General features: G+C 36.5%; 28 protein-coding genes. 2 read left to right on the forward strand and 26 right to left on the reverse strand.

Translation table 11 applies throughout. From position 1 onward, the window contains the following. The 9 genes from aroA to thrS form a co-directional block, all read right to left on the reverse strand. Positions 1-1,160 (reverse strand): 3-phosphoshikimate 1-carboxyvinyltransferase (gene aroA / locus AC3AX0_RS00175; RefSeq protein WP_487548280.1); only part of this gene is annotated, 1,160 nt, incomplete at its 3' end. Next, complete coding sequence (gene aroB, locus AC3AX0_RS00180; protein WP_487548281.1) at positions 1,147-2,223, reverse strand: 3-dehydroquinate synthase; 1,077 nt, start codon at positions 2,221-2,223, stop codon at positions 1,147-1,149. The genes aroA and aroB, both read right to left, overlap by 14 nt. 2 nt (positions 2,224-2,225) lie before the next feature. Further along, on the reverse strand, positions 2,226-3,380 hold the full coding sequence (gene aroC / locus AC3AX0_RS00185) for a chorismate synthase (protein WP_487548306.1): 1,155 nt from the start codon (positions 3,378-3,380) through the stop codon (positions 2,226-2,228). Between the two features lie 145 nt (positions 3,381-3,525). Then, entirely contained in the window at positions 3,526-4,194 is a 669-nt protein-coding gene (locus AC3AX0_RS00190) for a TIGR01906 family membrane protein (protein ID WP_487548282.1), read from the reverse strand. Continuing rightward, positions 4,191-5,084 (reverse strand): aminoglycoside phosphotransferase family protein, encoded by an 894-nt coding sequence (locus AC3AX0_RS00195; RefSeq protein ID WP_487548283.1) that lies wholly within the window; start codon positions 5,082-5,084, stop codon positions 4,191-4,193. Before AC3AX0_RS00195 ends, AC3AX0_RS00190 begins: the two co-directional genes overlap by 4 nt. Before the next feature lie 130 nt (positions 5,085-5,214). Then, positions 5,215-6,732: a sensor histidine kinase gene (locus AC3AX0_RS00200; protein WP_487548284.1), complete on the reverse strand. Its 1,518-nt coding sequence runs from the start codon at positions 6,730-6,732 to the stop codon at positions 5,215-5,217. An 11-nt stretch (positions 6,733-6,743) separates the two neighbouring features. After that, positions 6,744-7,442, reverse strand: coding sequence for a response regulator transcription factor (locus AC3AX0_RS00205; RefSeq protein ID WP_487548285.1), 699 nt, complete (start codon positions 7,440-7,442; stop codon positions 6,744-6,746). Positions 7,443-7,532: 90 nt separating this feature from the next. Next, a complete protein-coding gene (locus tag AC3AX0_RS00210) occupies positions 7,533-8,060 on the reverse strand; it encodes a hypothetical protein (protein WP_487548286.1) in 528 nt (175 codons plus the stop codon). Between the two features lie 251 nt (positions 8,061-8,311). Then, on the reverse strand, positions 8,312-10,237 hold the full coding sequence (thrS, locus tag AC3AX0_RS00215; RefSeq protein WP_487548287.1) for a threonine--tRNA ligase: 1,926 nt from the start codon (positions 10,235-10,237) through the stop codon (positions 8,312-8,314). A 423-nt stretch (positions 10,238-10,660) separates the two neighbouring features. Here thrS and hflK point away from each other — a divergent pair, with 423 nt between their 5' ends. Together hflK and hflC are read left to right on the forward strand one after the other, a co-directional pair. After that, the gene (gene hflK, locus AC3AX0_RS00220) at positions 10,661-11,818 is read left to right on the forward strand and encodes an FtsH protease activity modulator HflK (protein WP_487548288.1); all 1,158 of its coding nucleotides are present in this window, start codon (positions 10,661-10,663) and stop codon (positions 11,816-11,818) included. Between the two features lie 10 nt (positions 11,819-11,828). Beyond that, positions 11,829-12,752 carry a protease modulator HflC gene (gene hflC, locus AC3AX0_RS00225; protein WP_487548289.1) on the forward strand — a complete coding sequence of 308 codons (924 nt, stop codon included), beginning with the start codon at positions 11,829-11,831 and terminating at the stop codon, positions 12,750-12,752. Positions 12,753-12,912: 160 nt separating this feature from the next. Here hflC and AC3AX0_RS00230 read toward each other — a convergent pair whose 3' ends face one another. From AC3AX0_RS00230 to dapA, 17 genes are all read right to left on the reverse strand, one after another. Next, the gene (locus AC3AX0_RS00230) at positions 12,913-13,077 is read right to left on the reverse strand and encodes a hypothetical protein (protein WP_487548290.1); all 165 of its coding nucleotides are present in this window, start codon (positions 13,075-13,077) and stop codon (positions 12,913-12,915) included. Positions 13,078-13,209: 132 nt separating this feature from the next. Continuing rightward, on the reverse strand, positions 13,210-13,830 hold the full coding sequence (hisIE, locus tag AC3AX0_RS00235; RefSeq protein ID WP_487548291.1) for a bifunctional phosphoribosyl-AMP cyclohydrolase/phosphoribosyl-ATP diphosphatase HisIE: 621 nt from the start codon (positions 13,828-13,830) through the stop codon (positions 13,210-13,212). Positions 13,831-13,860: 30 nt separating this feature from the next. Next, positions 13,861-14,619, reverse strand: a complete 759-nt coding sequence (gene hisF, locus AC3AX0_RS00240) for an imidazole glycerol phosphate synthase subunit HisF (RefSeq protein ID WP_487548292.1) — start codon at positions 14,617-14,619, stop codon at positions 13,861-13,863. Next, positions 14,601-15,320 (reverse strand): 1-(5-phosphoribosyl)-5-[(5-phosphoribosylamino)methylideneamino]imidazole-4-carboxamide isomerase, encoded by a 720-nt coding sequence (gene hisA / locus AC3AX0_RS00245; RefSeq protein ID WP_487548293.1) that lies wholly within the window; start codon positions 15,318-15,320, stop codon positions 14,601-14,603. The genes hisF and hisA overlap by 19 nt, the downstream gene beginning before the upstream one ends. Continuing rightward, positions 15,317-15,922, reverse strand: coding sequence for an imidazole glycerol phosphate synthase subunit HisH (hisH, locus tag AC3AX0_RS00250; RefSeq protein WP_487548294.1), 606 nt, complete (start codon positions 15,920-15,922; stop codon positions 15,317-15,319). Before hisH ends, hisA begins: the two co-directional genes overlap by 4 nt. Next, on the reverse strand, positions 15,922-16,500 hold the full coding sequence (gene hisB / locus AC3AX0_RS00255; RefSeq protein WP_487548295.1) for an imidazoleglycerol-phosphate dehydratase HisB: 579 nt from the start codon (positions 16,498-16,500) through the stop codon (positions 15,922-15,924). The genes hisH and hisB overlap by 1 nt, the downstream gene beginning before the upstream one ends. After that, positions 16,497-17,522 carry a histidinol-phosphate transaminase gene (gene hisC, locus AC3AX0_RS00260; protein ID WP_487548296.1) on the reverse strand — a complete coding sequence of 342 codons (1,026 nt, stop codon included), beginning with the start codon at positions 17,520-17,522 and terminating at the stop codon, positions 16,497-16,499. Before hisC ends, hisB begins: the two co-directional genes overlap by 4 nt. Before the next feature lie 14 nt (positions 17,523-17,536). Beyond that, a complete protein-coding gene (hisD, locus tag AC3AX0_RS00265) occupies positions 17,537-18,820 on the reverse strand; it encodes a histidinol dehydrogenase (RefSeq protein WP_487548297.1) in 1,284 nt (427 codons plus the stop codon). After that, positions 18,804-19,451 (reverse strand): ATP phosphoribosyltransferase, encoded by a 648-nt coding sequence (gene hisG, locus AC3AX0_RS00270; protein ID WP_487548298.1) that lies wholly within the window; start codon positions 19,449-19,451, stop codon positions 18,804-18,806. Before hisG ends, hisD begins: the two co-directional genes overlap by 17 nt. After that, entirely contained in the window at positions 19,451-20,407 is a 957-nt protein-coding gene (locus tag AC3AX0_RS00275; RefSeq protein WP_487548299.1) for an ATP phosphoribosyltransferase regulatory subunit, read from the reverse strand. Before AC3AX0_RS00275 ends, hisG begins: the two co-directional genes overlap by 1 nt. A 412-nt stretch (positions 20,408-20,819) precedes the next feature. Next, positions 20,820-21,200 carry an SHOCT-like domain-containing protein gene (locus AC3AX0_RS00280; protein ID WP_487548300.1) on the reverse strand — a complete coding sequence of 127 codons (381 nt, stop codon included), beginning with the start codon at positions 21,198-21,200 and terminating at the stop codon, positions 20,820-20,822. Between the two features lie 13 nt (positions 21,201-21,213). Further along, positions 21,214-21,588 (reverse strand): DUF2089 family protein, encoded by a 375-nt coding sequence (locus AC3AX0_RS00285; protein ID WP_487548301.1) that lies wholly within the window; start codon positions 21,586-21,588, stop codon positions 21,214-21,216. A 21-nt stretch (positions 21,589-21,609) separates the two neighbouring features. Beyond that, positions 21,610-22,005 carry a hypothetical protein gene (locus AC3AX0_RS00290; protein ID WP_487548302.1) on the reverse strand — a complete coding sequence of 132 codons (396 nt, stop codon included), beginning with the start codon at positions 22,003-22,005 and terminating at the stop codon, positions 21,610-21,612. A 479-nt stretch (positions 22,006-22,484) separates the two neighbouring features. Continuing rightward, positions 22,485-23,672 (reverse strand): aspartate aminotransferase family protein, encoded by a 1,188-nt coding sequence (locus tag AC3AX0_RS00295; RefSeq protein ID WP_487548303.1) that lies wholly within the window; start codon positions 23,670-23,672, stop codon positions 22,485-22,487. Between the two features lie 15 nt (positions 23,673-23,687). Next, entirely contained in the window at positions 23,688-24,407 is a 720-nt protein-coding gene (gene dapD, locus AC3AX0_RS00300) for a 2,3,4,5-tetrahydropyridine-2,6-dicarboxylate N-acetyltransferase (RefSeq protein WP_487548304.1), read from the reverse strand. Between the two features lie 198 nt (positions 24,408-24,605). Continuing rightward, positions 24,606-25,355: a 4-hydroxy-tetrahydrodipicolinate reductase gene (gene dapB / locus AC3AX0_RS00305; protein ID WP_487548305.1), complete on the reverse strand. Its 750-nt coding sequence runs from the start codon at positions 25,353-25,355 to the stop codon at positions 24,606-24,608. 2 nt (positions 25,356-25,357) lie between these two features. Continuing rightward, entirely contained in the window at positions 25,358-26,245 is an 888-nt protein-coding gene (gene dapA, locus AC3AX0_RS00310) for a 4-hydroxy-tetrahydrodipicolinate synthase (protein ID WP_487548307.1), read from the reverse strand. Positions 26,246-26,301: the final 56 nt, after the last annotated feature.

Below are 26,301 nucleotides of genomic sequence, written 5' to 3' on the forward strand. Positions count from 1 at the left end.
ATTCTATGGTCTCCGTAGGTCTTTACAGCTGCACCTGAAAGTTTTCTTGTTCCTCCAATTACCATGCCGTCATCTCTAGGTGTTATTTCTGCACCCATTTTGGAAAGCTCGTCGCAGACTGCAGCTATTCTATCTGTTTCCTTAACTTTAAGCTCCTCAGCATCGCTGATTACAGTAGTTCCGTCTGCAAATACAGCAGCAAGAGCAATTATTGGAATTTCATCTATTATCCTTGGAATTATATCTCCGTTGATTTCTATCCCCTTTAAATTACTTCCCTTGATTCTAACATTGCCAATAGGCTCCTCATTTTCAAGTCTTTCATTTTCGATTTTTATATCTCCTCCCATTTGAAGAAGAACATCGATTATTCCTGTCCTTGTTGGATTAAGTCCCACATCCTTTATAAGAATCTCAGAACCCTTCGCTATACAGGCAGCAACCATATAAAAAGCTGCAGAAGAAATGTCTCCCGGAACCATTATATCCTTGCCTTTGAATACATCTGCCTTTTTTATCCTTACAGTTTTTCCGTCAACTTCTATAGGAATTCCGAAGTATTTCATCATTCTTTCAGTATGGTCTCTGGAAATTTCAGGCTGAACTATTTCAACTGTTCCCTCTCCATACATTCCAGCCATCAAAAGACATGACTTTACCTGTGCACTTGCCGTAGGCTGTACATATCTGTATGCCTTAATATTGTCAACCGGCCTAATCGTTACAGGAGGATATTTGCCGTTTGTACATTCCATATCGGCTCCCATGTCATTCAGTGGGTCGGCAACCCTTGACATCGGTCTCTTTCTCAATGACTCGTCTCCATTAATTTTGCTCTCAAAATTCTGACAGGCCAGAAGTCCTGACAATATTCTGATTGTAGTTCCTGAATTCCCTGCATCAAGAGTCTTTTCAGGCTTCTTCAAGCCATTGAAACCGACTCCCTTTATCTTTACCTCTGTTCCTGAAACTTCAATATCAACACCCATGGCCCTGAAGCATCCTATGGTTGAAAGACAATCCTCTCCCATTAAGAAGTTTTTCACATTTGTCTCACCTTCAGCAAGGGACCCAAACATAATGCTTCTGTGGGAAATCGACTTGTCTCCCGGTACCATTATTTCACCTTTAAAACATCCATTGTAGTTATTTATAATCATTGAACCAGCTCCTAAAACATTCTTTGATTTCATTTACAGTCACGCCGTTGAAGCTTTCAACTGATCCTCTTGAAACAGGAAGAACCATGTTTATGCTGTCTCCAACGTTTTTCTTGTCATGTTTTGTGTTTTCAATTATCATGTCAATTTCACCTTCTGAAAAATCAGGTATTGTATATATTCTTCTGCAAAGACTAATGATTTCTCCAAGGTATTCTTCAGTTATATTGCTTCTCTTGTATGCTATTATTCCTTCCAGAATCATGCCTGCGGCAACAGCCTCTCCGTGGGTTATATCCACATTCTTCATCAGCTCGATACCGTGACCTACTGTATGTCCGAAATTAAGTATCTTTCTTATTGAAGATTCCTTTTCGTCCTTCTCCACTATCTGGGCCTTGAAGTCTACAGACTTGTATATTATTTCAAGAAGATATTCATTCTCAAGACTTTCTATCCTGTCCAGATTTTTTTGAAGATAGTCTATATAGTCTTCATCAACTATGAATCCATACTTTGCTATTTCACCTATTCCTGACATTATTTCCTTCTTCTCAAGTGTCTTTAGAAAATCGATGTCTATAAAGACCTTGTCAGGCTGGTAGAATGCTCCTACTATGTTCTTTATTCCTGAAAGGTTTATAGCAGTCTTACCACCTACACTGCTGTCAACCTGGGAAAGCAAGGTAGTAGGAACCTGTATTGCACTTATTCCTCTCATGAAAAGCGCTGCAGCAAGACCACAAATATCTCCTGTAACTCCGCCCCCTACTGCTACAAGGACGGATTTTCTATCAAGGCCAGATTCCACCATTGATGAAAGTATTTTTTCCAAGGTATTGAAAGTCTTGTTTTCTTCTCCAGTCTCTATTACCAGAAAGCTGTCTCCATCCATTACTTTTTCAATACTTTCCCTGTGAAGGTCGTAGACGTTGTTGTCTATTACATAAAACCTGTTGGAGAAGCCCCTTTCCTTAGTAAAAGAAGAGATGTTTCCAAGAATATTCTTGCCAATGTCTATGTCGTAGGTTCTGTCGGGCAAATTTACCCTTAAACTCTTCATTACTACCTTTTCTCTACATATTTCATGTAGTTATCGTAGTTTGCCTTCATTTCCTCAATGGAATCTCCACCGAATTTTTCAATCATTGCATTTGCAATAACGAAAGCTGCAATATTTTCCATTACAACACCTGCAGCTGGAACAGCACATACATCTGATCTTTCCTTGCATGCATCAATTCTTTCCTTTGAATCTATATCTACAGTCTGAAGAGGCTTCATTAGTGTAGGTATTGGCTTGACAGCAGCCTTGAATTGTATTGTTTCTCCATTTGACATTCCGCCTTCGATTCCTCCGGCATTGTTTGTCTTGTGGTGATATCCATCTGTAAAAACTATTTCATCATGGACCTTTGATCCTGGAATTATAGCAGTTTTAAATCCTGCGCCTAATTCAAAACCTTTTACGGCCTGGAGTGACATAATTTCCATAGCAAGCTTTGCATTGAGCTTTCTGTCATAGTGTACATAACTTCCAATGCCAACAGGTACATTGTATATTGAAACCTCTATTATACCGCCTAGAGTGTCTCCTTCTTCCTTTGACTTATCTATGAGTGCCTTTGTTTTCTTTTCAGCTTCATGATCATACATGCTAAGCTCAGATTCTCTAATCTTGCTCCAATATGATTCTCCCTTTTCTATTACAGTGACATCTTCAACACTTCCAATACTTGCCACTCTACTGTATATTTCAATACCAAAAACCTTAAGAAGCTGCTTTGCTACGGCTCCAACTGCAGTTCTTGTAGTTGTCTCTCTTGCACTTGCTCTTTCAAGTACATTTCTAATATCTTCCTGGTTGTATTTTATAACTCCAGGTAGATCTGCATGTCCTGGTCTTGGCGCTTTGATTGCCAGTTCTGGGTCATGATATATGTTTTCACAAGACATACGAAGCTTCCAGTTTTCCCAATCCTTGTTCTTCACATAGAGAGAAATTGGGCTTCCCATGGTCTTTCCGAACCTGATACCCGCCATTACTTCAACGGCATCACTTTCAATACTCATTCTCTTTCCTCTGCCATATCCCTTCTGTCTTCTTGACAGCTCAACGTTGATTTCTTCAACTTTGATTTCCACATTTGCTGGAAATCCTTCTATTATGCAGTTTAATCCTTTTCCGTGGGATTCTCCTGAACTTAAAAATCTCATTATTAAACACCTTCCTCGCGAGTATACCTTCCATTATACAAATTTTTTTTGCAATTGTAAAATAGAATATTAATTTTTTTTAATATTCTAAAATCATCATATTAAATCAAATATCAAAACATATTCATAGGTAACACAGCTTTATTCACTAATCATGGTATCTATATCCAGACAACATGAATGTTGTAGCTGCAATAGATACAAGTATATATCCAAGATACATGGCAGCTGTTTTTATTCCTATTCCCATGAAAAAGTCAAGGGGAAGCATTTGTATCATTATATCTTCTTTGGGATCCATAATCCATAAATCATTGGAAAAAAGCATCTTGTGAAAGATGATGAAAACACCATTGAAGTCGATATAGGCCATTACAGCAATTGCACCTATTACAAGCAGAAACAACAATGATCCCGCTCTGACAGCCCTATAAACAAATCTACTGTCCTTAAAAAACAGATAGGCCAAACATAGGATACTTATAACCATGGTTGCATTTTTAATTAAAAAGCCATTGCTGAAAAGTGTTTTCACATCCCTCATGTGGCTTAGCTCACTTTCCTCAAAAACTTGAATCTCGACTCCATCAATTTCTTCATGGAGTATGAGATCCTGTCTTTCATCCTTCAGATATTTAAGAGTCTCATCAGATACTCTCACAAGTTGATCAAAATTAAGTCCTGTTATTTCCATTGTATTGTTTTCAACAAATTTTTTCTCGAAATAATCAAGGTCAAATACTGCTATCTGAAATACTAAAAGCAAAATAAAAACTGGCAGTATTATTACTGTTATTGCCGATACAATTTTCTTCATTGGTTCAGCCCCTTTTTGATTAATGACATTCCTCTTAAAATTTCTTCTTCTCTTCTAAAATCATATTTACTGCACATATAAAGTCCAGTTATTAAATAATAGTATGATTTGCCATCGATGAAGTTTTCAGGAAATGTCCTCACTATTGTATAGCCCCTTACAAAGGAATCGAAAAGTCTTTCATCATCAAACATGCATGTTTGAAGCACTGTGCAAATATCAATGCTTGGATCATCGGGCATTGCATGTTCAAAATCAAGCACTCCCGTCACTTTATTATCATCATTCACTATAATGTTTCTGAAGCTGTAATCCCTGTGGGCAATAACTGACTTTCTGTTTTTTAATTTTTTTCTGAATCCAGGCAATGCTGCTATTCCCATTCTTATAATCATATGATCAAGGAGATTGCACGTAGCAAGCCTTTGTACTATGCTTCCATCCCTTAATTCCCTGTCTTTTACAATATCAGTATTGCCCTCATTCTCCCATGAATTATAGTGTTCATAGGATTTCCAGTCATGAATTCTGGCCAGGGCTTTTCCAAGCTGTTTTGATATATCAATCTGTTCCTCAATACTTTTATCAAACCACACTTCGTTTAATATTTTTCCATCAATTTTCTTCATGATTAGATAGTAAAGGTCTCTAGTCTTTCCCGTCTCATAAATCTCCGGTATAAATTCAAGACCTTCTAGAGACTTGTATGACATTATTTCATTATGCCATTTTTTCTCGGAAATTGATACCTTCACAACCAATTCCATTTCATTCTTTCTAATAAGGTAAACATAGTTTCTCCCCAGTCTATGGTTTCCTATGGGGCGAATATTTTCCATCTTTATAAGATATTTTTCAGAAATAAAATTTCTAAGATATTTATCATCCAATTATTCTCCCCTCCCGGTCTGTTTATTTTTTAAAGCTATTAACACCTCATCATTTTTATAGCTTATGAAAGTTAATTATTTCTCTAATATTTAATTCTACAACAAATGGAAAAATCAGTCAATGATTGCATCAATCGACTGATTTTATATAAGGAAGAAAAATTGTGAATTTTGATCCTTCAGTGTGGCTGCTCTTTACTTTTATCTTTCCCCTGTGTCCGAGGACTATGATTTTTGCTATTGAAAGTCCAAGGCCGTGACCTCCAGATTCCTTACCTCTTGATTCTTCAGCCCTGTAAAACCTATCAAATACCTTCTTAAGGTCTTTTGACTTGATGCCAATTCCATTATCCTTGACGGTTATGGCTACATACTCATCATTCCTGGTGCAGGAAATATCAATTTTACCGTTTTCAGGAGTGAATTTTCTTGCATTTTCCACAAATATTCTTATTGCCTGCTTGATTCTGTTCTTATCTGCATATACTATGACTCCCTCACAGACAGTACTTGTTATATCATGTGAAGTGTCTATCATTTTAGTTTCCCTGCAAACTTCTTCTATTACTTCATTGATATTGAATTCTTCCTTGTTAAGCTTAAGGGTCTTCTTGTCGTTTCTTGCTATGAAGAGAAGTTTCTCAACCAAATCCTGCATATTGTTTGCTTCGTTTTTAATAGCATCAAGTGATTCCTGAAGAACTTCCTTATCATCTTTACCCCATCTGTCCAGCATGTCCGCATATCCTTTAAGTACAGCTATGGGAGTTCTAAGTTCATGTGAAGCATCGGAAACAAACTGCTGCTGCTTAATATAGTCACTTTCAATTCTGTCCATCATGTTGTTGAATGTTTCAGCAAGCTCCTTCAGCTCGTACTGGGAAGCCTTTACGTTAAGCCTTGTATTTATATTATTTGCAGATATTGTCCTCGTTACCTCTGTCATATCGTTTATTGGTTTCACAATCTTTTTGCTTGTAGATGGTCCAATGGCAGCAATTATTATCATGCCCAGAAGTCCTGCACATATAATGAAAAAACCTATAATAAAAGTCTCCTCAATAAGATTTGATATGTCAAAATATATGTTCAAATGATACAAACTACTATTGTAATAAGTGCTTGCAGAATAAATATACACCCTGCTGGTTGCCATTCTATCAATTCTGTAAAAGGAATTTTCCATATAGACTTCCTCAAAGCTGTTGGTATTCACTATCTGGTTGTAGTCCGAGTTATATATGGCAACCCCGGCAAGCCTCTCATCTATGAGGTAATCTTCCAGCTCTTCGTTTTCACCTATTGTCTTTATTAGAACAAGGTCAGCATATTTTTCCCCCGTGTTTTCAAGCTCAACTATCTTATAAGTGGCATATCCAAATACTGCGGCAATAATAACTATTACCATGGATATAAGATACAGACCAAGATAGGCTATTGAAATCTTAAAGGAAATTGAAAGCCTGATTTTTTTTCTTAACTTGTAAAAGAACCTTCCTATAAATACAAATGGAGCAAACAAAATTCTGAAGAACAGGTTATCCATTATACTGGTTTTTTTCTTATTTTTCTTATTTTTTCCAATTACAATTTTTCTTTTTTCAGCTTTATCTATTACCGCTTTATTGTCACTGTCAATTTTCTTCATAGGTTCACCGCCTAATCTCTTATGATGTATCCTACTCCCCTGACGGTCTTAATGAGGTCTACACCATATTTCTGATCAATCTTTCCTCTAATATATCTTATATATACATCTATGAGGTTGGTTTCTCCAAAGTAATCGTATCCCCATACATTTTCAAGAATCTTTTCTCTTGAAAGCACTATGTTCTTATTTATCATGAGATACTCCAGAAGCTCAAATTCCTTCTTTGTCAGCACTATTTCATCATCACCATATTCGACCCTGTAATTGTCCTTATAGAGCTTTAGTTTTTCCTGGGTAAGTATATCTTTGTTCTCTTTGATTTCTTCATTTAAGTCGTTTCTTATTTTTCTTTTGAGTAGAACCCTTATTCTTGCAAGAAGCTCTTCTATAGCAAAAGGCTTTGTCATATAGTCATCTGCACCTACGTCAAGACCAGTTACCTTGTCGGAGACGTCATCCTTAGCTGTAAGCATTATTATGGGTACATCAGAAGTATTTCTAAGCCTTCTGCATATTTCTATACCGCTGAGTCCTGGTAGCATAAGATCAAGTACAATAAGATCTGCTTCATCCTTCATTGCTAATTCCAGTCCTGCCCTTCCTTCATTTGCAATGTCCACTTCATATCCTTCGTATTGAAGCTCCAGTTCAAGAAATCTAGCAATTTTCTTTTCATCTTCTATAATCAGTATTCTTTTTTTATCCATCTAATCACCTTTGCCTAAAAGTATATTTAACTTTATTATATCATGAGTACTATAAAATATAAAAAATTTTGAGCCGAAGCCCAAAATTTTTTATTCTATGGTTATTTCATCCTCTTCGTCGTCTAATTCTTCGGGTTCACTTACAGATTCTTCTTTAGGCATTTCTTCACTTTCTTCGAATATCTTGTCTGTGGTTTCCTTGAATTTCTTAGTCATCTTGTCAACATTCTTGTTAATATCAAATTTTGTTTTTTTGCCTGTGACGATTCTCATCTGATATCCAAGAAGAAAGAAGATCACTATTGCAACAAGACTGAATGGCATTGTAACCAGTGCTATTAGAGATACCAACCAGAATGGAAGATTCAAATATACCTTGTCTTTCTTTCTAAGAACGAAGTCTGTTGAAAGAAACTTGTTAAGTACTCTGTTGGCATTCTTGTTGACATTGTCACTTTTGTGTCTTCTATGTCCATGATAATTCTTTGACTGCTTTTCCAATTCTATTATGGCTTGCACTATGTCGCCTTCATTGTTTTCAAGAGCTTCCTTTGCTTCTTCGTAAGTGACGTTTACCCTACTTCTTAATTCATCAATCATTTCCAATGTAACTTTCATAATCTTTCCTCCTTTATTATGTCTTTATTATATGACTTCGGTATTAGGAGTTACTTAAACAAGTATTAGAATAAGATTAAAAAGACAAGAAAGCAGCTTTGCTGCGTTAAATGCATAAGCATTTATTAAGATGCGAAAGAAAGTTTCCTTAATCGCTAAATACCAACGTCTCAAGGGATTTAGCACTTTTAACTTTCTTAAGCTATAAAAAACTCAGGGCATGTAGCCCTGAGTTTTGATTGCATATTATATTACTCTACACCTGGAGAGTCGTTTTCTCTATTTTTAACTTTCGCAAGTATTTCTTTTGCGATTTCTTCGATACTTTTGCTTCCCATGTCTCCTTCGGCTCTTTGTCTTACTGAAACAGCTGATGCTTCTACTTCCTTTTCACCTACAACGAACATATAAGGTATCTTTTGAAGCTGTGCTTCTCTGATTTTATATCCTATTTTTTCTGACCTTGTATCTAGTTCAACTCTTATGTCCATATCCTCAAGCTGCTTTTTAACTCCCTCGCCATAATCGTTGAACTTGTCTGATATAGGAAGTATTCTAACTTGCACAGGTGCCAGCCATGTAGGAAATGCTCCTGCATAGTGCTCTATGAGAATTCCCATAAATCTTTCTATGGAACCCAATATTGTTCTGTGAAGCATTACAGGTCTGTGCTTTTCACCGTCCTGTCCAACATATGAAAGATCAAATCTTTGAGGCATCTGGAAGTCAAGCTGGCAAGTGCCGCACTGCCATGTCCTTCCTATTGCATCTTCAAGATGGAAGTCTATCTTAGGTCCGTAGAATGCTCCATCTCCCTCATTCACAATGTATTTTACATCCATTTCAATAAGTGCTTCTCTTAATGATTCAATTGCAACATTCCATTCTTCATCTGTTCCAATAGCTTTTTCCGGTTTTGTCGAAAGTTCTACATGATACTTAAATCCGAATATCTTGTACATTTCGTCTGTGAATTTAACCACACCCATAATTTCGTCCTTCAACTGGTCAAGTGTTACAAATAGATGTGCATCATCCTGAGTGAAGCTTCTTACCCTCATAAGGCCGTGAAGTGCTCCCGACATCTCATGTCTATGAACAAGTCCCAATTCACCCATTCTAAGGGGAAGGTCCCTGTAGGAGTACATATTGCTCTTATATACAAGTATTCCACCTGGACAGTTCATTGGCTTCACCGCAAAACTTTCTCCGTCAACCTCAGTGAAATACATGTTTTCTTTGTAGTTTTCATAGTGTCCAGACCTATGCCACAACTCTTCATTAAGAATAATTGGAGTTTTCACCTCACCGTACCCTTTCTTTATGTGTTCTTTTTTCCACAAGTCTTCCAATGTGTTTCTAACAATCATACCCTTAGGATGAAAGAATGGGAATCCAGGTCCTTCTTCATGCATTGAGAACAGGTCAAGCTCTTTCCCAAGCTTTCTGTGGTCTCTTTTCTTTGCTTCTTCAAGTCTGCGAAGATATTCTTCAAGCTGCTTGTTTTTCTCAAAAGAAGTAGCATAAACCCTTTGAAGCATCTTGTTGTCTTCGCTTCCTCTCCAGTATGCACCGGCTATACTAAGAATCTTCAAAGACTTAACTTTTTTAGTAGTCTGAAGATGAGGTCCAGCACAAAGATCAACAAAATCACCCTGCTTATAGAAGGAAATTACAGCATCCTCTGGAAGGTCGTTTATAAGTTCGACCTTGTACTGCTCGCCTTTTTCTTCCATATATACAAGTGCTTCATTTCTTGGAAGCTCAAACCTTTCTATTTTAAGGTCTTCCTTTACTATTTTCTTCATTTCAGCTTCGATCTTTTCAAAGTCTTCTTCTGTAAATACATGCTCTGAATCAAAGTCGTAATAGAATCCGTTATCTATTGCAGGTCCGATTGCAAGCATTGTTCCAGGATAAAGTCTCTGAACTGCCTGTGCAAGGATATGTGAACTTGTATGTCTGAATATGTTCTTGCCCTCGTCATCGTCAAATTTCAACAAACTTACTGTGCTGTCCTTTTCTACAATTTGGTCAAGACCCGCGGTACATCCATTCACCATTGCTCCTACAATTACTCTTGCCAATCCTTCACTTATGTTTTTCGCTATGTCGATTACTTTTACTGCTTCTTCAAATTCTCTAATGCTGCCGTCAGGCAATGTTATTCTTACCATATTCGTTCCTCCTCAAAAAATATAAAATCCCGTCCCTGGAAAGGGACGAGATAAATTCACGTGGTTCCACCCTAATTGGTGCTCTAAAGGCTTATCGCGCCTGTACGAAGTCCTTTCTTCATAATGAATTCAGACTTTGTTCAGAGCTAGTTTTCAACCGGTCATGAATGAAAATACTTACACCCAAGGTATTTTCTCTCTAAAGACTGTTTCCGATCTACTTCACTCGTCATCACATTGATATTATTTTCATTATAATTATATAAAAATATTTTGTCAATACTATATGATATTTTTTATTTAAACAATATAAAATCACTGGACATACAACATTCAAAATTATAAATTTAATCATTATTAATATTTAATATGACATTATGACATTAGTAATGTATAATGTACTTTAACGAAGGGAGTGTTAATATGAATTCGATATTTTCAATTATCATATTATTTATCATCATAAGTGTTATTTCTTCTGTAATAAAAGGAACTGCAAACAGTAAGGGAAACCCTTTTGAAAGATTTACAAGCAAAGGTGAAGAACCAAAAGAATTTGATGAAAACGGAAACCCAGTATTCAAAAAAAGAAATGTCAACATCAACAAGTTCCCAGGCAAAATGGTAATAGTGGTCATTCTAGTAATATTCATTGCTCTTTCAGCTATGAATTCCTACTATACCCTCGACCAAAGCGAACAGGCTTTGATTTTCAGATTTGGTGCACACAATAAGACGATTACAACACCAGGACTTAATTTCAAAATGCCATTTATTGACTCTATAGAATTTGTAAATATAGAGGAAATAAAAAGAATTGAATACGGCTTTAGAAGCCAAACTGATGAAAAATCATTCTTTGACGAATATTCAAACGAAAACTATTCTGATGTCAGTTCTGAAAAGGTAATGATTACACGTGATGAAAACCTGGTAGAAGTCGAAGTAATCGTGCAGTACAAGGTCTTGGATCCCGAAGCATATATACTCAATGTAGATGCTCCAAAGGAAACGCTTGAACTTGCTGCGTATTCAAGAATAAGAAGAGTTGTTGCAAATCACAATCTTGACGATGTTCTGACCCTCAACAAAGCCGTAATGCAACAGGAAATGCTTGAGGATATCCAGGAAATATCCAACAAATATAATCTTGGAGTTCTTATTACAACAGTTCAACTACAAGATGTAGATCCTCCAGCAGCAGTTGCAGCGGCATTTACTGACGTAGCAAGCGCAAAGGAAGACAAGGAAAAATACATCAATCAGGCAAATCAGTATTTCAACAAGATAATTCCTGAAGCTAGAGCTCAAAAAGAAAAATTACTAAATGAAGCAACTGCATACAAAACAGTACGAATCAATCAGGCAGAAGGTGATGTTGCGCGATTTACTTCAATACTTGAAAAGTACAAGGAAGCAACTGAAATCACAAGAACAAGGATGTATATAGAAACAATGCAGGAAATACTTCCAGGAATGGATATTTACATTGTAGATAGCAACAATATTACAATGCTTCCTGTAAGCGGTGCAAACACCAGTGCAGCTAATGCTGTAATCGGTGCTACATCAGGACAATAGGAGGTGCAATATGAAAAAAGGATTATTTTTATTTCTGATTATAGTGCTGGCAATGTTCCTAGCAACTGCTGCATATACAGTTGACACAAGAGAACATGCCATCATTTCTAGATTTGGCGAAGTTCAGAAGATCGTAGTAAACGAAGCCGGTTATGATACCGTAATGGAAACTATCAACAACAGTGAAAAATACAGTGGTGTAAAAGTTTCAATAAAAAAAGGTCTTCATTTTAAAATGCCTTTCATAGATACTGTCGAAAAACTTGAAAACAGGCTTATTACCTACAAGACAGCATCAAGACAGGTAAACACACTTGATAAGAAAATACTCATATTAAGCAACAATGCACAGTGGAAAATAGTTGATCCCCTGCTTTTCAGACTTACAATGAAAAACGAACAGCAGGCAAGTCTAAGACTAGACGACATACTTTATTCCGAGATAAACGTTCAGGTGGGTAAAACCATAGCTCATACACTTATAGCTGACAAGGAATACCTTGAGGCAATGTCACATACAGTAGTAACTGACGTTAACCAAGAGCTTGTCAAATATGGTATGGAGGTTCTTGACAACAGAATTCTCAAGACCGATTTACACGAGAGTAACATATTGAACATTTATGCAAGGATGGAAGCTGAAAGAAACCAAAAAGCACAACAGTACAGATCTGAAGGCGAAGAAGAAAAACTTAAAATAATTTCAAGCACAGATAGAGACGCAGCGATTATGATTTCCGAAGCACAGAAAGATGCTGAAATCTTAAAGGGTGAAGGTGATGCAGCCGCTACTCAGATATACAGCAATGCCTACAGTGCAGATGCTGATTTCTACGAATATTATCAGACTCTTGAGCTATACAAGACAACGCTTGATGGAACAACAATGGTAATAGATGAAGCTTCTCCATTGTTCAAGTATCTTACTAGATAACTTAGAAGATACCTCACTAAATACCAATGATTCAAAGGATTTAACACATTTAACTTTCTTAAGTTAAAATTAAAATGCCCGTGAGCACAAGCTCCCGGGCATTTTTTATTCAAGTAATTGCGAAACAATCAAAAAAGAGCATAAAAAAATCCAGAAATTTTCATCCAGATTTTTTATGATGCTTATATTTGTTTTGATCCTTCTTGTTATCCTTGTTGTCCTTAATGATCTTGTCAAATGGATCAACAACCTTCGATTTTTTCGAATCAGGTACAAAAATCTTGATTAATAAATCTTCCAATGAAAAGTTTTTAAATAATTTCACAATACCCCCCTGATTTGTTCCAGTATTTGTTCCGCCTATTTTATATAATACCACTATTACTAGGCTTTTTCAATAGAAAACACTCATTCTTTTATATGTTCGTTTAATGTCCTGATAACATCTTTATTGTTTCTATTTATGTCTTGTTTTAAGTTCTTCTTTGATTTCTTCTAATGATATTCCCTGGTTTATCATAAGTACCATTGTGTGATAAACCAAGTCGCTTATTTCATATATCAATTCACTCTTGTCGTCGTTTTTAGCTGCAATTATAACTTCTGCAGACTCTTCTCCTACTTTTTTTAGTATCTTATCAACACCTTTGTCGAAAAGATAGTTTGTATATGATCCTTCAACTGGATTCTCTTTTCTGTTATCTATAATCTTGAACAGTTTTTTAAGCATGTCCTCTTCAAATGAATATTCAACAACTGGATTGTGAAAACATGAATACTCTCCAGTATGGCAGGCAGGTCCTGTCTGCTTCACTTTAATAAGAATAGTGTCTCCGTCGCAGTCATAGTAAAATCCCTTTAATTCCTGTAGATGTCCCGATGTTTCACCCTTTTTCCAAAGACTCTGTCTGCTTCTGCTGAAGTATGTTACATAACCGCTTTCAAGAGTTGTCTTGATGGATTCTTCATTCATATAAGCCATCATGAGAACTTCTTTTGTTTCAAAATCCTGTGCTATAGCTGGTACCAAGCCTTTGTCGTCAAATTTGATTTTTTTCAATGTCTCTTCAATATTCATAATTAACCTCTTATTTGTAATTTTTTTGTTTCATATTCTTATTTCTATTCCTTCTTCTTTTAAATACTTCTTTAGATCCTTAATGTGTATTTCACCAAAATGGAATACGGATGCTGCCAGTATACCGTCCACATCTGCTTTTACTACAGCTTCCTTGAAGTGCTCCATCGTTCCTGCTCCTCCCGAAGCTATTACAGGTACATTTACCCTGTCTGTTATTTGCTTCAAAAGTTCAACATCATAGCCTTTCTTCATACCATCTTCATCTATGCTATTGACTACAATTTCACCGGCTCCAAGCTCAACTCCACGTACTGCCCATTCAATTGCATCGAGTTTTGTCTTTTCTCTTCCACCTTTTACATATACGCTCCATGATCCTTCATCGTTCTTCTTGGCGTCTATTGATAGTACAACGCACTGTGCACCAAACCTTTCAGATGCATCCTTAATTAGCTGGGGATTTCTTACAGCTGATGAATTTACGGAAACCTTGTCGGCACCCTTTCTCAATATATCCTTGAAATCTTCAACTGTTGATACTCCTCCTCCAACACTGAAGGGTATGTTTATTTCGTCTGCCACCTTCTTTACAAACTCATGCTGAGTTTTTCTCTCATCCGATGATGCTGTTATATCGTAAAACACGAGCTCATCCGCTCCATTATCGCTATAGAACTTCCCAAGAACCTCGGGAGCATCAACATCAACTATATCCTTAAACTGCTTTCCCTTTACAACCCTTCCGTCTCTGACATCAAGACAGGGTATTATTCTTCTTGCAAGCATTTCATCGCCTCCTTAAAATCAAGTTTTCCATCGTAAAGAGCCCTTCCAATTATGGCTCCGTACATATCCATTTTACTAAGCCTTTTTATATCCGCAAAGCTTGAAACTCCTCCTGAAGCTATTATGTCAAGATTTGTAGAACTTTTCAATTTTTCATATATCTCAAAATTAGGTCCCTTTAGCATACCTCCCCTTAGGATATCAGTGTATATCAAGGTCTTTATATTACATTCCTCCATGAAGTGACAAATATCCATGACGTCTACAGAAGTTATATCCTTCCATCCTCTAACTGCAGCCTTGCCGTTTACAGCATCAACAGACACAGCCAGGTATTCAGCATATTTTCCCGAAAGCTTTCTAAAAAGTTCCTGATTTTCAACTGCAAGAGTACCAATAATGATTCTTGACACTCCAACGCCAAGAAGTTCTTCTATTCTTTCTTCCGTTCTTATTCCTCCGCCTATCTCAACGGGGATGCTTATACTTTTGACTATTTCCCTGATTGACTCTCTGTTTACAAGGGATACTGATTGTGCTCCATCAAGATCCACTACATGAAGGTATTCTGCTCCTGCTTCCTGCCATTTCAAAGCCATTTCCACAGGATTATCCGAATAGACTATAGCCTTATGGAAGTCCCCTTGTGTAAGCCTTACACATTTGTTGTCCTTTATGTCAATTGCAGGAATTAATATCATTCTATAATTTCCTTGTATGCTTTCAAAATATTATGTCCAACCATTCCACTTTTCTCAGGATGGAACTGTATGCCGTAGATATTTTCCTTGTTTACAATTCCCGGAATCAATATTTCATAATTGGAATATGCAACCAGTTCGCTGTTGTCTGAATTTGCATAATATGAATGCACATAATATACATATTCACCTTCGTTTATATATTTGAGTATCTTGTTGTCCTGGTCCTTGAACCTAAGGGAATTCCATCCCATATGAGGAACCTTAAGTGAAATATCCATCTTCCTGATATCTCCTTTTATTAGTCCAAGACCGTCATACTCACCGTATTCATAGCCTTTTTCATATAGTAGCTGCATTCCCAGACATATTCCTATTATAGGCTTTCCCTTTCTAACTTCTTCCTTTATTACATCACTTAATTCTAGTTTATTCAACAGATCCATTGCATCCTTGTAGGCTCCAACTCCCGGAAGTATTATTGTTTTTGCATCTTTTATCTTCTGGATGCTGTCTGATACAACTGTGTCAAGACCTACCCTTTCAAATCCCTTTTGTACGGAGTTAAGGTTTCCCATTCCATAATCGATTATAAGGTTCATTACAGAACCCCCTTTGATGAAGTTATCCTGTCATCAATTACCTGCGTAGCTTCTGCAAGAGCTCTTCCTATTCCCTTGAACACAGCTTCAATCTTGTGATGGTCATTGTCTCCGTACAATACTTCAGCATGTAGTGTTATTCTTGCTTCGTTAATGAATGCTCTTAAGAACTCTTTGAAATTTTGAGTATCCATCTGTCCCAAATAGTCTTTTGACAGCTTGTCTTCATAAACAAGATATGCCCTTCCGCTTATATCCAGTGCGACCCTGCAAAGAGCTTCATCCATGGGAAGAAATACTGTAGAGTATCTTCTTATACCCTTTTTATCGCCCATTGCCTCGAAAAAGGCTTTTCCCAGGGAAATGCCTATATCTTCCACTGTATGGTGTGTATCCACCTCAAGGTCACCCTTGCACTTCACAGTAATATCAAACTTGCCATGAAATGCGAACAAATCAAGCATGTGATCGAAAAAGCCTATGCCTGTATCTATGTCTGCTATTCCACTTCCGTCAATATTGATTTTAATCTCTATTTCAGTTTCCTTGGTTTTTCTCTCAATGGATGCTTCTCTCATATGATATCCTCCAGTTCCTTCAATAGAATTTCGTTCTCTTCCTTATATCCAACAGAAATCCTGTAGTACCCTTCAAGGTCGCCTTTAAACTTCCTTATGAGAACTCCCCTCTCGTTAAGTTTTTCAAAGAGGTTTTCCATCTCAGTATAAATCATTATGAAATTAGACTTGCTTGGATATGTCTTGATTCCAAGATCAGTAAGATTTTCAGAAAGCTCGTCTCTGAGTTCTGCAATCTTTTCAGTAAATTCCTTTACCTTTTCAACCTTTTCGAAAGCCTTGTTTGCCACATATTGCGAAAGAGTATTGATATTGTATGGTACCTTTATCTTCCAAAGCTGGTTTACCATTTCGCTATTTGCTATAAGACATCCCATTCTTATGGATGCAAGTCCAAAAGCCTTCGAAAGAGTTCTCATGACTATGAGGTTTTCATAGTCGTTGATTTTGTCAACACAGGAATCTCCACCAAAATCTATATATGCTTCATCCAGTATCACTACTGTATCCTTAAGCTTATCCAACGTTTTGATTATATCATCTTTTTCAATATAATTCCCTGTAGGATTGTTTGGATTGCAAATAATTACAGCTTTTGGCTTTTCCTCAGCAACTCTTTCGACAAGATAGTCTAAATCAAATGAAAAATCCTCCTGGCTCTTAAGCTTTACATATTCAGCCCCGGCCATTTTGCAGTATACATCGTACATGCTGAAGGTTGGAACAAATCCCATAACCTTTTCTCCAGGTTCGCAAAAGCCATTGACAACAGTAGCTATCATTTCACTTGATCCGTTGCCTACCATGATATTTTCCTTTTTCACCGAATAAAATGCCGCCATATTTTCTCTAAGAAGCTGAGAATCGCTGTCGGGATATATGTTTGCCTGAAATCCTTCGATGAGAAGATTTTCTCCTATAAGATAATTCTTTCCCTCGTTTGCATCAAGCTTTACCCTGTATGGAATTTCATTTACAAAATACGGTTTTAAATCTCTTACACTCTTCTTTAATTCAATCATATTTCCCCTCTCCCTTATTCAAATCTTATTTTTATTGAATTTGCGTGACCAGTAAGACCTTCATTTTCTGCAAATCTAATTATGTCATCCTTTGAAGCTTCCAAGGCATCCTTGCTGTAGTAAATGAGAGATGTCTTCTTTATGAAATCATCAACGCTTAGAGGTGAGGAAAACTTGGCTGTACTGCTTGTTGGCAGCGTGTGGTTAGGTCCTGCGAAATAATCCCCTACAGGCTCCGGTGTATAGTTTCCAAGGAATATTGCTCCTGCATTCTTTATTCTCTTGTAATCTTCAAATGGATTAATCGTTGCTATCTCAAGGTGCTCAGGAGCTATTTCATTTGTTATATCTATTGATTCCTGAAGGCTGTGTGTATGTATTGCAGCTCCGTAGGTTGTCAGAGACTTGAGAATTATCTCCTTTCTTTCAAGGGTATCAGTGATTTTTTTCAACTCGATATTAACGTCCTTGATAAGTGTAGGTGAATCTGTCACCAATATTGATGCAGCCATTTCATCATGTTCTGCCTGGGAAATAAGGTCTGCGGCTATGTATCTTGGATTTGATGACTTGTCTCCAATGACAAGTATTTCACTTGGTCCTGCTATCATGTCTATTCCTACAAAGTCAGATACCATCTTCTTTGCCGCCGCAACGTAAATGTTTCCTGGACCTGTAATCTTATAAACCTTTGGTATGGACTCTGTTCCGTAGGCAAGAGCAGCTATTCCCTGTGCTCCTCCCACCTTGAATATCCTGTCCACTCCAGATATGCTTGCAGCAGCCAGTATTGAATCCTGTATCTTTCCTTCCTTGTTTGGTGGTGTTATCATTATGATTTCTTCAACTCCGGCAAGCTTTGCTGGAACTGCATTCATGAGAACAGTAGAAGGATATGTAGCCTTTCCACCTGGCACATATATGCCTACCTTTTCTATTGGATTCACAAGCTGTCCAAGGATTATATTCTTTTCGTTTGGCTTGTATATTGTTGATTTTCTAAGCTGTCTTTTGTGGTAGTCCTTGATGTTGTTGTATGATTTTTTAATTGTTTCAAGAAGGTCGCTGTCGACTCTTACCACCGCTTCCTCTATTTCTTTCTTGGTGATTTCAATGCTTTCCAGCTTAACTCCGTCAAACTTTTCAGTATATTCCTTTATTGCTTCGTCACCATTGTTTTTTACATTTTCAATGATGTCCTCTACAACCTTGTAGATTTCCTTGTAGTCTGTTGTTGTCCTATTGAAAAGTTCATTCAGAAATCCCCTGCTTTGTCCTGACTCAATTACCCTCAACATCTTCAGCTTCCTCCAGATTTTTAATTTTTTTGATTATATCATCTATCTGTTCCATCTTGAACTTATATCCAATCCTGTTTGCGATTACAAGAGGATTAATTTCATACATTTCTTCAAAAACTTCAAGTCCATTGGCTTTCAGCGTATTTCCAGTTTCCACCAAATCAACTATTACATCTGAAAGTCCAAGTACAGGTGCAAGCTCAACGGATCCATTAAGCTTAATTATTTCAATCTTTTGGCCCTTAGATTCAAAATATTCTTTGGTGGAGTTTGTAAACTTTGTAGCAACCTTAAGTATGGATTTGTTCATGTTTAATTTCGCACCCTTCATTCCAGCTATGCTCATGTTACAGTATCCGAAGTTCAAATTGTAAAGCTGATATACGTCTGAAAGGCTTTCCTTAAGCATATCCTTTCCAACTATTCCTATGTCTGCAACTCCATTATCCACGTAGGTAACAACGTCTGAATTCTTTAGAAGCATGAATTTTATCTTGTTCTCCTCATCTATGAATACAAGCTTTCTTGAATCTAGGTCAAGGCAATGCCCTATTCCTATTTTATTGAAAAGCTCTGTAGATTGCTCTCCAAGTCTTCCCTTTGCAAACGCAACTGTCAAATAATCCATTATATTTCGCCTCCCTTATAAAGTACTTTTAACAACTCGTCAATTTCTATTGAAAATCCTATGGCCGGTATAACTTCACCGAAACGTTCAGTATATGTGTCGTATCTTCCACCCTTTATTATTTCTCTGTTTGAATCTCTGAAGTATCCTCTCAATGTAACTCCCGAATAATATCCAAGGCTCGATACCATTGAAAGGTCGCAAATAATGTTGTCCGTAAATTTCTTTTCCTCAAGGAATGAATATATTTCCTTCAGTTCCTTAAGTCCCTTTTCCATTCTTTCATTTAAGAAACCTTTTTCAATGGTTTCAAGTACTGTCCTCATATCTCCTTTCAGGTCTATGAGATTTAGTAAAACATCGTACGCATCGTTGTCCTTGAAGTTTTTGATGTATCTTTCCAGCTCCTGCTTGTTCTTCCTGTCAAGGAAATACATTATTTTCGTATATTCCTCATCATTTAAGTAGAATTCCTGAAGAAGTCCCTTTAAATATTCTGAGCTTCCTATTTCCATTACATATTTGTCTCTGTATTTTTTCATGATGTCATTGGCAAGCATTATAACTTCCTTGTCTGCATCAATTGTATCTATTCCCAAACACTCTATTCCCATTTGTCTTATTTCCTTAACTGAGATCCCCGACTGCCTGAATATCTTTTCATAGTAGAAAATTTTAAGTTTCAGGTCGTCCTCCCACTTTGGAAGAAGATTTGTAAGCAAGGTCGATGTTATATCAGGTCTAAGTATGGATATCCTTCCGTTTGCATTTATAACCTTTACTGTTGACTTTCTGTTTGACCTCGAATTCATGGATACGAACTTGTCATAATCCTCCACAATCTCAGGCTCGTAATTCATGTATCCCTTGTCGATAACCATCTTTTCTATATCGTTTTTTAATTTGTACCTTTTTGATGAATATGCCAATTCATCCTTAATGTTTGTAAATTTCATTTCTACCTCCGTTTTATTCTAAGACACAGCGACTCCGTCGCGATATATGCTTTTTTTTGACAATATAAAAAGCCATCCGAATACATCCGAATGGCTTAAAGTTCTTATCCATCATAGATGCAGTCTATAGTAACAACTAATAGAGCTTGCATCCATGAACTATTTTAAAATAGTACTAGAAGAAACTCTTATTTCTATGATGATGATGAATATTAAATTGTGCAATTTTTCTGTTCGATAAACATTTCATATTCATTTCCTCAAAATTTAATTTATGTAATATTAACATTTTATTACATTATTGTCAATAAAATTATGTTTTTTCATTAACAAATTATGGTTTTTGTTAATAATTACATAATAAATACTCTTTCCCCAATGCTTCTAGAATCAAAACGGACTCTTTATTATATTATTCTACGTATACTTCCACTGTGTCACCTTCTTCTGTTTCAACTTCTACAATTTTGCCTTCGGCGCCGCTTTTTATGAGTTCAAGGATTTCCTGAATATCTATGTCCTTCATGGATTCTTCAAGGTCCTTGTCGAAGCTTTTACCTATCTTGAGACCTGTCTCCACTAGCGCTATTGGCACGTTTACATTAACCTTGTTCTTGCCGCCCTTTTCGTTGCTAATGACCTTTATTCTCAGCCATTTTGCACTTGAACCTGTTTTTTCAACATCTATTTTCCCCTTGCATTCCTCGATGGTAGAAAGAAGCTTATTTCCCTCTTCAGCAGTTATTGTTCCTTCTTCAATCATTTTCAAAATCTTAAGTTGTTCTTCCCTCATTATATTCATCCTCCTAAATCACTTCGCCATTCAGCAGCTTCAAAGCCTGGTCCGAAGTTATTTGCCCCTTGCCGAGCTTATCCAATATATCCGTCTGATTTACAGAATCCTTCTTTGCTTCTTCCTTGTAACCAAGAGCCTCTATAATCTTGTCGAGAAGCTTTCTTACTGTAGGATAAGATATCCCCAGTTCTTTTTCTATCTCTTTTATATTGCCTCTGTTCTTTATAAATATTTCAGCAAAATATTTCTCTTCCTTGTCCAGCTGATCAAACTTGCATAGCTCAAATTCACCGCTTATTTTTGTACCGCATCTCTTGCAGGACAACTGTGTTACTTTAAGCTTGTTGTCGCATACAGGACAGGTCCCTATTACTTCTTTCTTCATATCATCAACTCCATTAAATGTTTACTTTGTATAGATTTGAACCAACGTACCGTCATCAGCTTCAACTTCAACTATTCTCATGGGTGGATGGTTTCTCAGTACATTAAACAATTTCTTAATTTCCTTACTGTCCAACTTTTCAAGAATCTCTTTTTCCTCAGAATGCTTAATACCCATTTTTATCCCCCAGGATGCCAAGCTCCCCATAAGTCCAAGAGGTAGCGGTGGAAGGTTAACTTTACTACCGATCTCTCCATCCAGCACTTTTATTTTGATCCACCCGGATCTTCCTCTTTCAATTTCAGGTTCTTCTATTTCAACTTCATCTGAAATATCAATGGATTCTATAAGCGCTACAGCTTCATCAACTGTGATTTTCTTATCTTCCAACATTTCAAGTATTGCCATTATTTTCATATCCATCCCTCAATCAATACATTCTTTTCATATTGTCACAAAATACCATTAAATAGTTTTCATAACATTTACATTTTCTTTTTCTGTTATATTCTATTCTATCATATACTTCTCGACCTTCAAATAATTCCCTTTCAAACATTTCCATACCTCCAAAATTTCAATTTCTCATTTTCTAGAATACTGTTCTCGAAAAACTCATTTCATTGTTTCTTGATTCTTTTCTTCTCTTTTCTATTCTGTAAAATTCTATCCTTTTGTATGATTCGTATCCTTCATTAAAATATTTCCTCATAATTCCCTTTCCTTTTTATTGATTTTATTAACCCGGTCATTAATTATCTTTATTTAATTAAATTATACATCTATATTTTTAATTTGTCAATGATTTATATTGATAATATCAATTTACATATTAACATTATCAATATATATTTAAATTTATTTGATTATTTCAATAAAAAAAGAGCCTTTCGGCTCTACTTTTTAATATTTTTAATTATATCTTCAAATAAATCAATAAACTTATCAATTTCATCATAAGAAATGGTAAGAGCAGGCACTATTCTCACTATGTTTCCTGCAGTTACATTTAGAAGCATCTTTCTTTTCATACCCTCATCTTTTATAAGATTAGCAAATTCACCAGTATTGATACCAAGCATGAGACCCTTGCCCCTTACTTCATTGATTATACCTGGGTATTTTTCAGACACGTCATTTACCTTATTTCTGATATAATTTCCTTTTTCCACAACTTCTGTAAGAAGTTGTTCGCTTATAGTTTCCTTAATCACAACTAATCCTACTGCACAAGCTACAGGACTAGGTCCAAAGGTTGTTCCATGATCTCCTGGTACAAGAATATCGCAACATCTTTCACTAGCAAGGACTGCCCCTATGGGAAATCCACCACCAAGACCTTTTGCCACAGTTACCATATCAGGTACTACATCGTAATTTTCAACAGAAAGGAACTTTCCAGTTCTTCCAATTCCTGCCTGGATTTCATCTACTACAAGCAAGAAGTCATATTCAAGAGAAAGTTTCTTGACTTCCACAAGAAAGTCCTTGTCTACTTCAACAATTCCACCTTCACCCTGTATCGCTTCAATAAATACTGCACATACATCTTCATCTATTAACGCCTTAATGCTGTCTATGCTATTGAAATCGAAATTGTATACTTCAGGTACAAGGGGCTTAAAGCTTTCCTGATATTTTTTCTGTCCTGTAAGAGCAAGACTGCCGTATGTTCTTCCATGGAAAGAATTATGGGCAGAAAGAATTTTTGTCTTCTTTTCAGACTTCATCCTTCCATATTTTCTTGCTATCTTCATAGCGGCTTCATTTGACTCTGCTCCTGAATTTGTGAAAAACACTTTTTTAGCAAAGGTATTTTCAACAAGAAGCTTTGCAAGCTCCACAACAGGCTCAGATGCAAAATAATTTGATATGTGGATGTATTTTTCAGCCTGCTCGAAAGCAGCCTTTAAAATCGCCTTGTTCTTGTGCCCAAGACTGTTTACTGCTATACCACTGAACATGTCAAGATATACATCTCCATTTATATCGGTTACGTAAACTCCGTCCCCTTCAACTATTTCTATTGGAGTTCTATTGTAAGTATTTACTATATATTTACCATCATTTTTTAGAAAACCCATAAAATCACCTCAATCCTAGTCCAAGTCTCTTAAATCAGCAAGAAGCTGAGTCTTCGATTCTGTCTTTGCATCCTTCATCTTGATTACTTTTGCTGGTGATCCTGCAACTACTGCTCCTGCAGGTACATCTTCTGTAACTATTGCTCCTGCAGCAACTACTGCTCCCTTTCCTACTCTTACACCTTCAAGAAGAACTGCATTTGCTCCAACTAGAACATCATCTTCTACAATTACCGGCGTCTTGCTAGGCGGCTCAAGAACTCCAGCAACCACTGCTCCAGCACCTATGTGAGCATTTTTACCTATTGTTCCTCTAGCACCAATAACAGCACCCATGTCAATCATTGTACCTTCACCTATTTCGGCTCCGATATTTATTGTAGCACCCATCATTATTACAGCGCCTTTTCCTATTGAAACCCTGTCTCTTATAGTAGCACCAGGTTCAATTCTTGCTTGGATTTCATTTGTATCAAGAAGAGGTATTGCAGAGTTTCTTCTATCATACTCTAGCTCATACTCTTTAATATTTGCACTATTATTGTCTATTATTGCCTTTACAACATCAAATTCACCAAATACTACGGCACTTTTCTCAGTACCAAAAACTTTGCATCCTGCAAAATCGATTTTGTCTAAATCTCCGTTTACGTAAAATTTAACTGGAGTTGCTTTTTCTGCATCCTTAATAAATTTTGCAATCTCATAAGGATCTGTCATTTTTTTTTGTTCCATATGTATCTCCTCTTTATTTATTATTCTATATTTTAATATTTATTAATATAACATATATGACATTAATATTCTACCGTTTTTTTGTATTAATATTAATCGAATTAGAATGCAATAGGAATGAACCGGTAAAGTTCATTCCTAAATTTATATGAACCATCTTTCAAAAATACAAAAAGAACCGTCCCTTTTGTATTTTTGTTAGAGCATGTCGTTCATATCATAGAAGCCAGGTCCCTTGTCCGCCATAAATTCAGCAGCTTTAATGGACCCTATTGCAAAGACCTTCTTTGAAGTTGCAGTATGTCTTATCTGGATTATTTCATCAACACCGGCAAACATTACTTCGTGTTCTCCTGCAATGGTACCACCTCTAATAGCATGCACTCCTATTTCTCTTTCCTGTCTCATTGTGTCATTTCCTTCCCTACCATGAACAAGGTTGCATTTATTATTTAGAGTATCATTAATGGACCTTAGAAGCATCTTTGCAGTACCGCTTGGAGAATCCACCTTCTTGCTGTGGTGCTTTTCCATAAGCTCTATATCATAGCCGTCTTCAAGAAGCTCTGCAGCCTTTTCAATAAGCTTGATCATTACATTTATTCCATAAGACATGTTTGCACTTCTGAATACTGGAATCTTTTTAGAAGCTTCCATTACAGCTTCCATGTCCTTGTCTGTATATCCTGTAGTCGCTAAGACTACAGGCTTGTTGTTCTTTATTGCATAATCAAGAAGTGGAAGCAAAATGTTCCTGCTTGAAAAATCTATTATTGTATCTATATCTTCCTTGATGTCATCAAAGGAACTGTATACTGGGTAATCACCCTGCCTTGCTGCTCTATCAACTCCAGCAACAACACTACAGGTTTCCCTTTCATCAGCCTGTGATGAAATCACTTGCCCCATTGCTCCGTCGCAGCCAACCATAAGTATTTTTGTACTCATAATCATCTCCTTACAAGACCAATTTTATTCATTGCTTGAAGAAGTTTTTCCTTGTTTTCTTCAGCCATTTCATAAAGTGGCATTCTCAATTCTCCAACCTCGAATCCCATCATGTTCATACATGTCTTTACAGGAATAGGATTTGTCTCTATGAAAAGATTCCCTATTATATTATTCATATCTAACTGGATTTTTCTTGATCCTTCAATATCTCCCTCATGGAATTTCATTACCATATCATGCATTTCAGTAGGCATTACATTTGAAACAACCGATATAACTCCTAATGCTCCAAGGGAAAGAAGAGGTACTACCATGTCGTCATTTCCAGAATATATTCCAAAATCCGATCCATCAAGCTTGCTCATAACCTCTGCAGCATAGCTGATGTCTCCAGTTGCATCCTTCATGGCTACAATGTTCTTGATTTTCGAAAGCTTTAGAACTGTATCGGATTCTATTCTAAGTCCAGTCCTTGAAGGTACATTATAAGCTATTATAGGCACATTTACTCTATCGGCAATGAATCTGTAGTGGTTTACCAAGCCTCTTTGTGTAGTCTTGTTGTAGTACGGTGTAACAATCATAAGTCCATCTACACCGAGGCTTTCAGCATGCTGGCTAAGCTGTAGACAAAATGCTGTGTCATTGCTTCCTGTACCGGCAATTACCGGTACTCTTCCCGCAACTTTTTCCACGCAATATTTCATTACTTTCTTGTGCTCTGCATCACTAAGAGTAGATCCTTCACCTGTAGTTCCACAAGTGATTATTGCATCTATTCCTTTATCTATCTGCCAATCAATCAATTCACCGTATTTATCAAAATCTACCTCGCCATTTTTAAAAGGTGTTACTATTGCTGTTCCTGCTCCTTTAAATAACATAATTGTATCCTCCAATTTTTATTTTATAATTTAATTTGATTTTTGCTTTATACATGGTT

Source organism: Dethiosulfatibacter sp., from assembly GCF_983023055.1.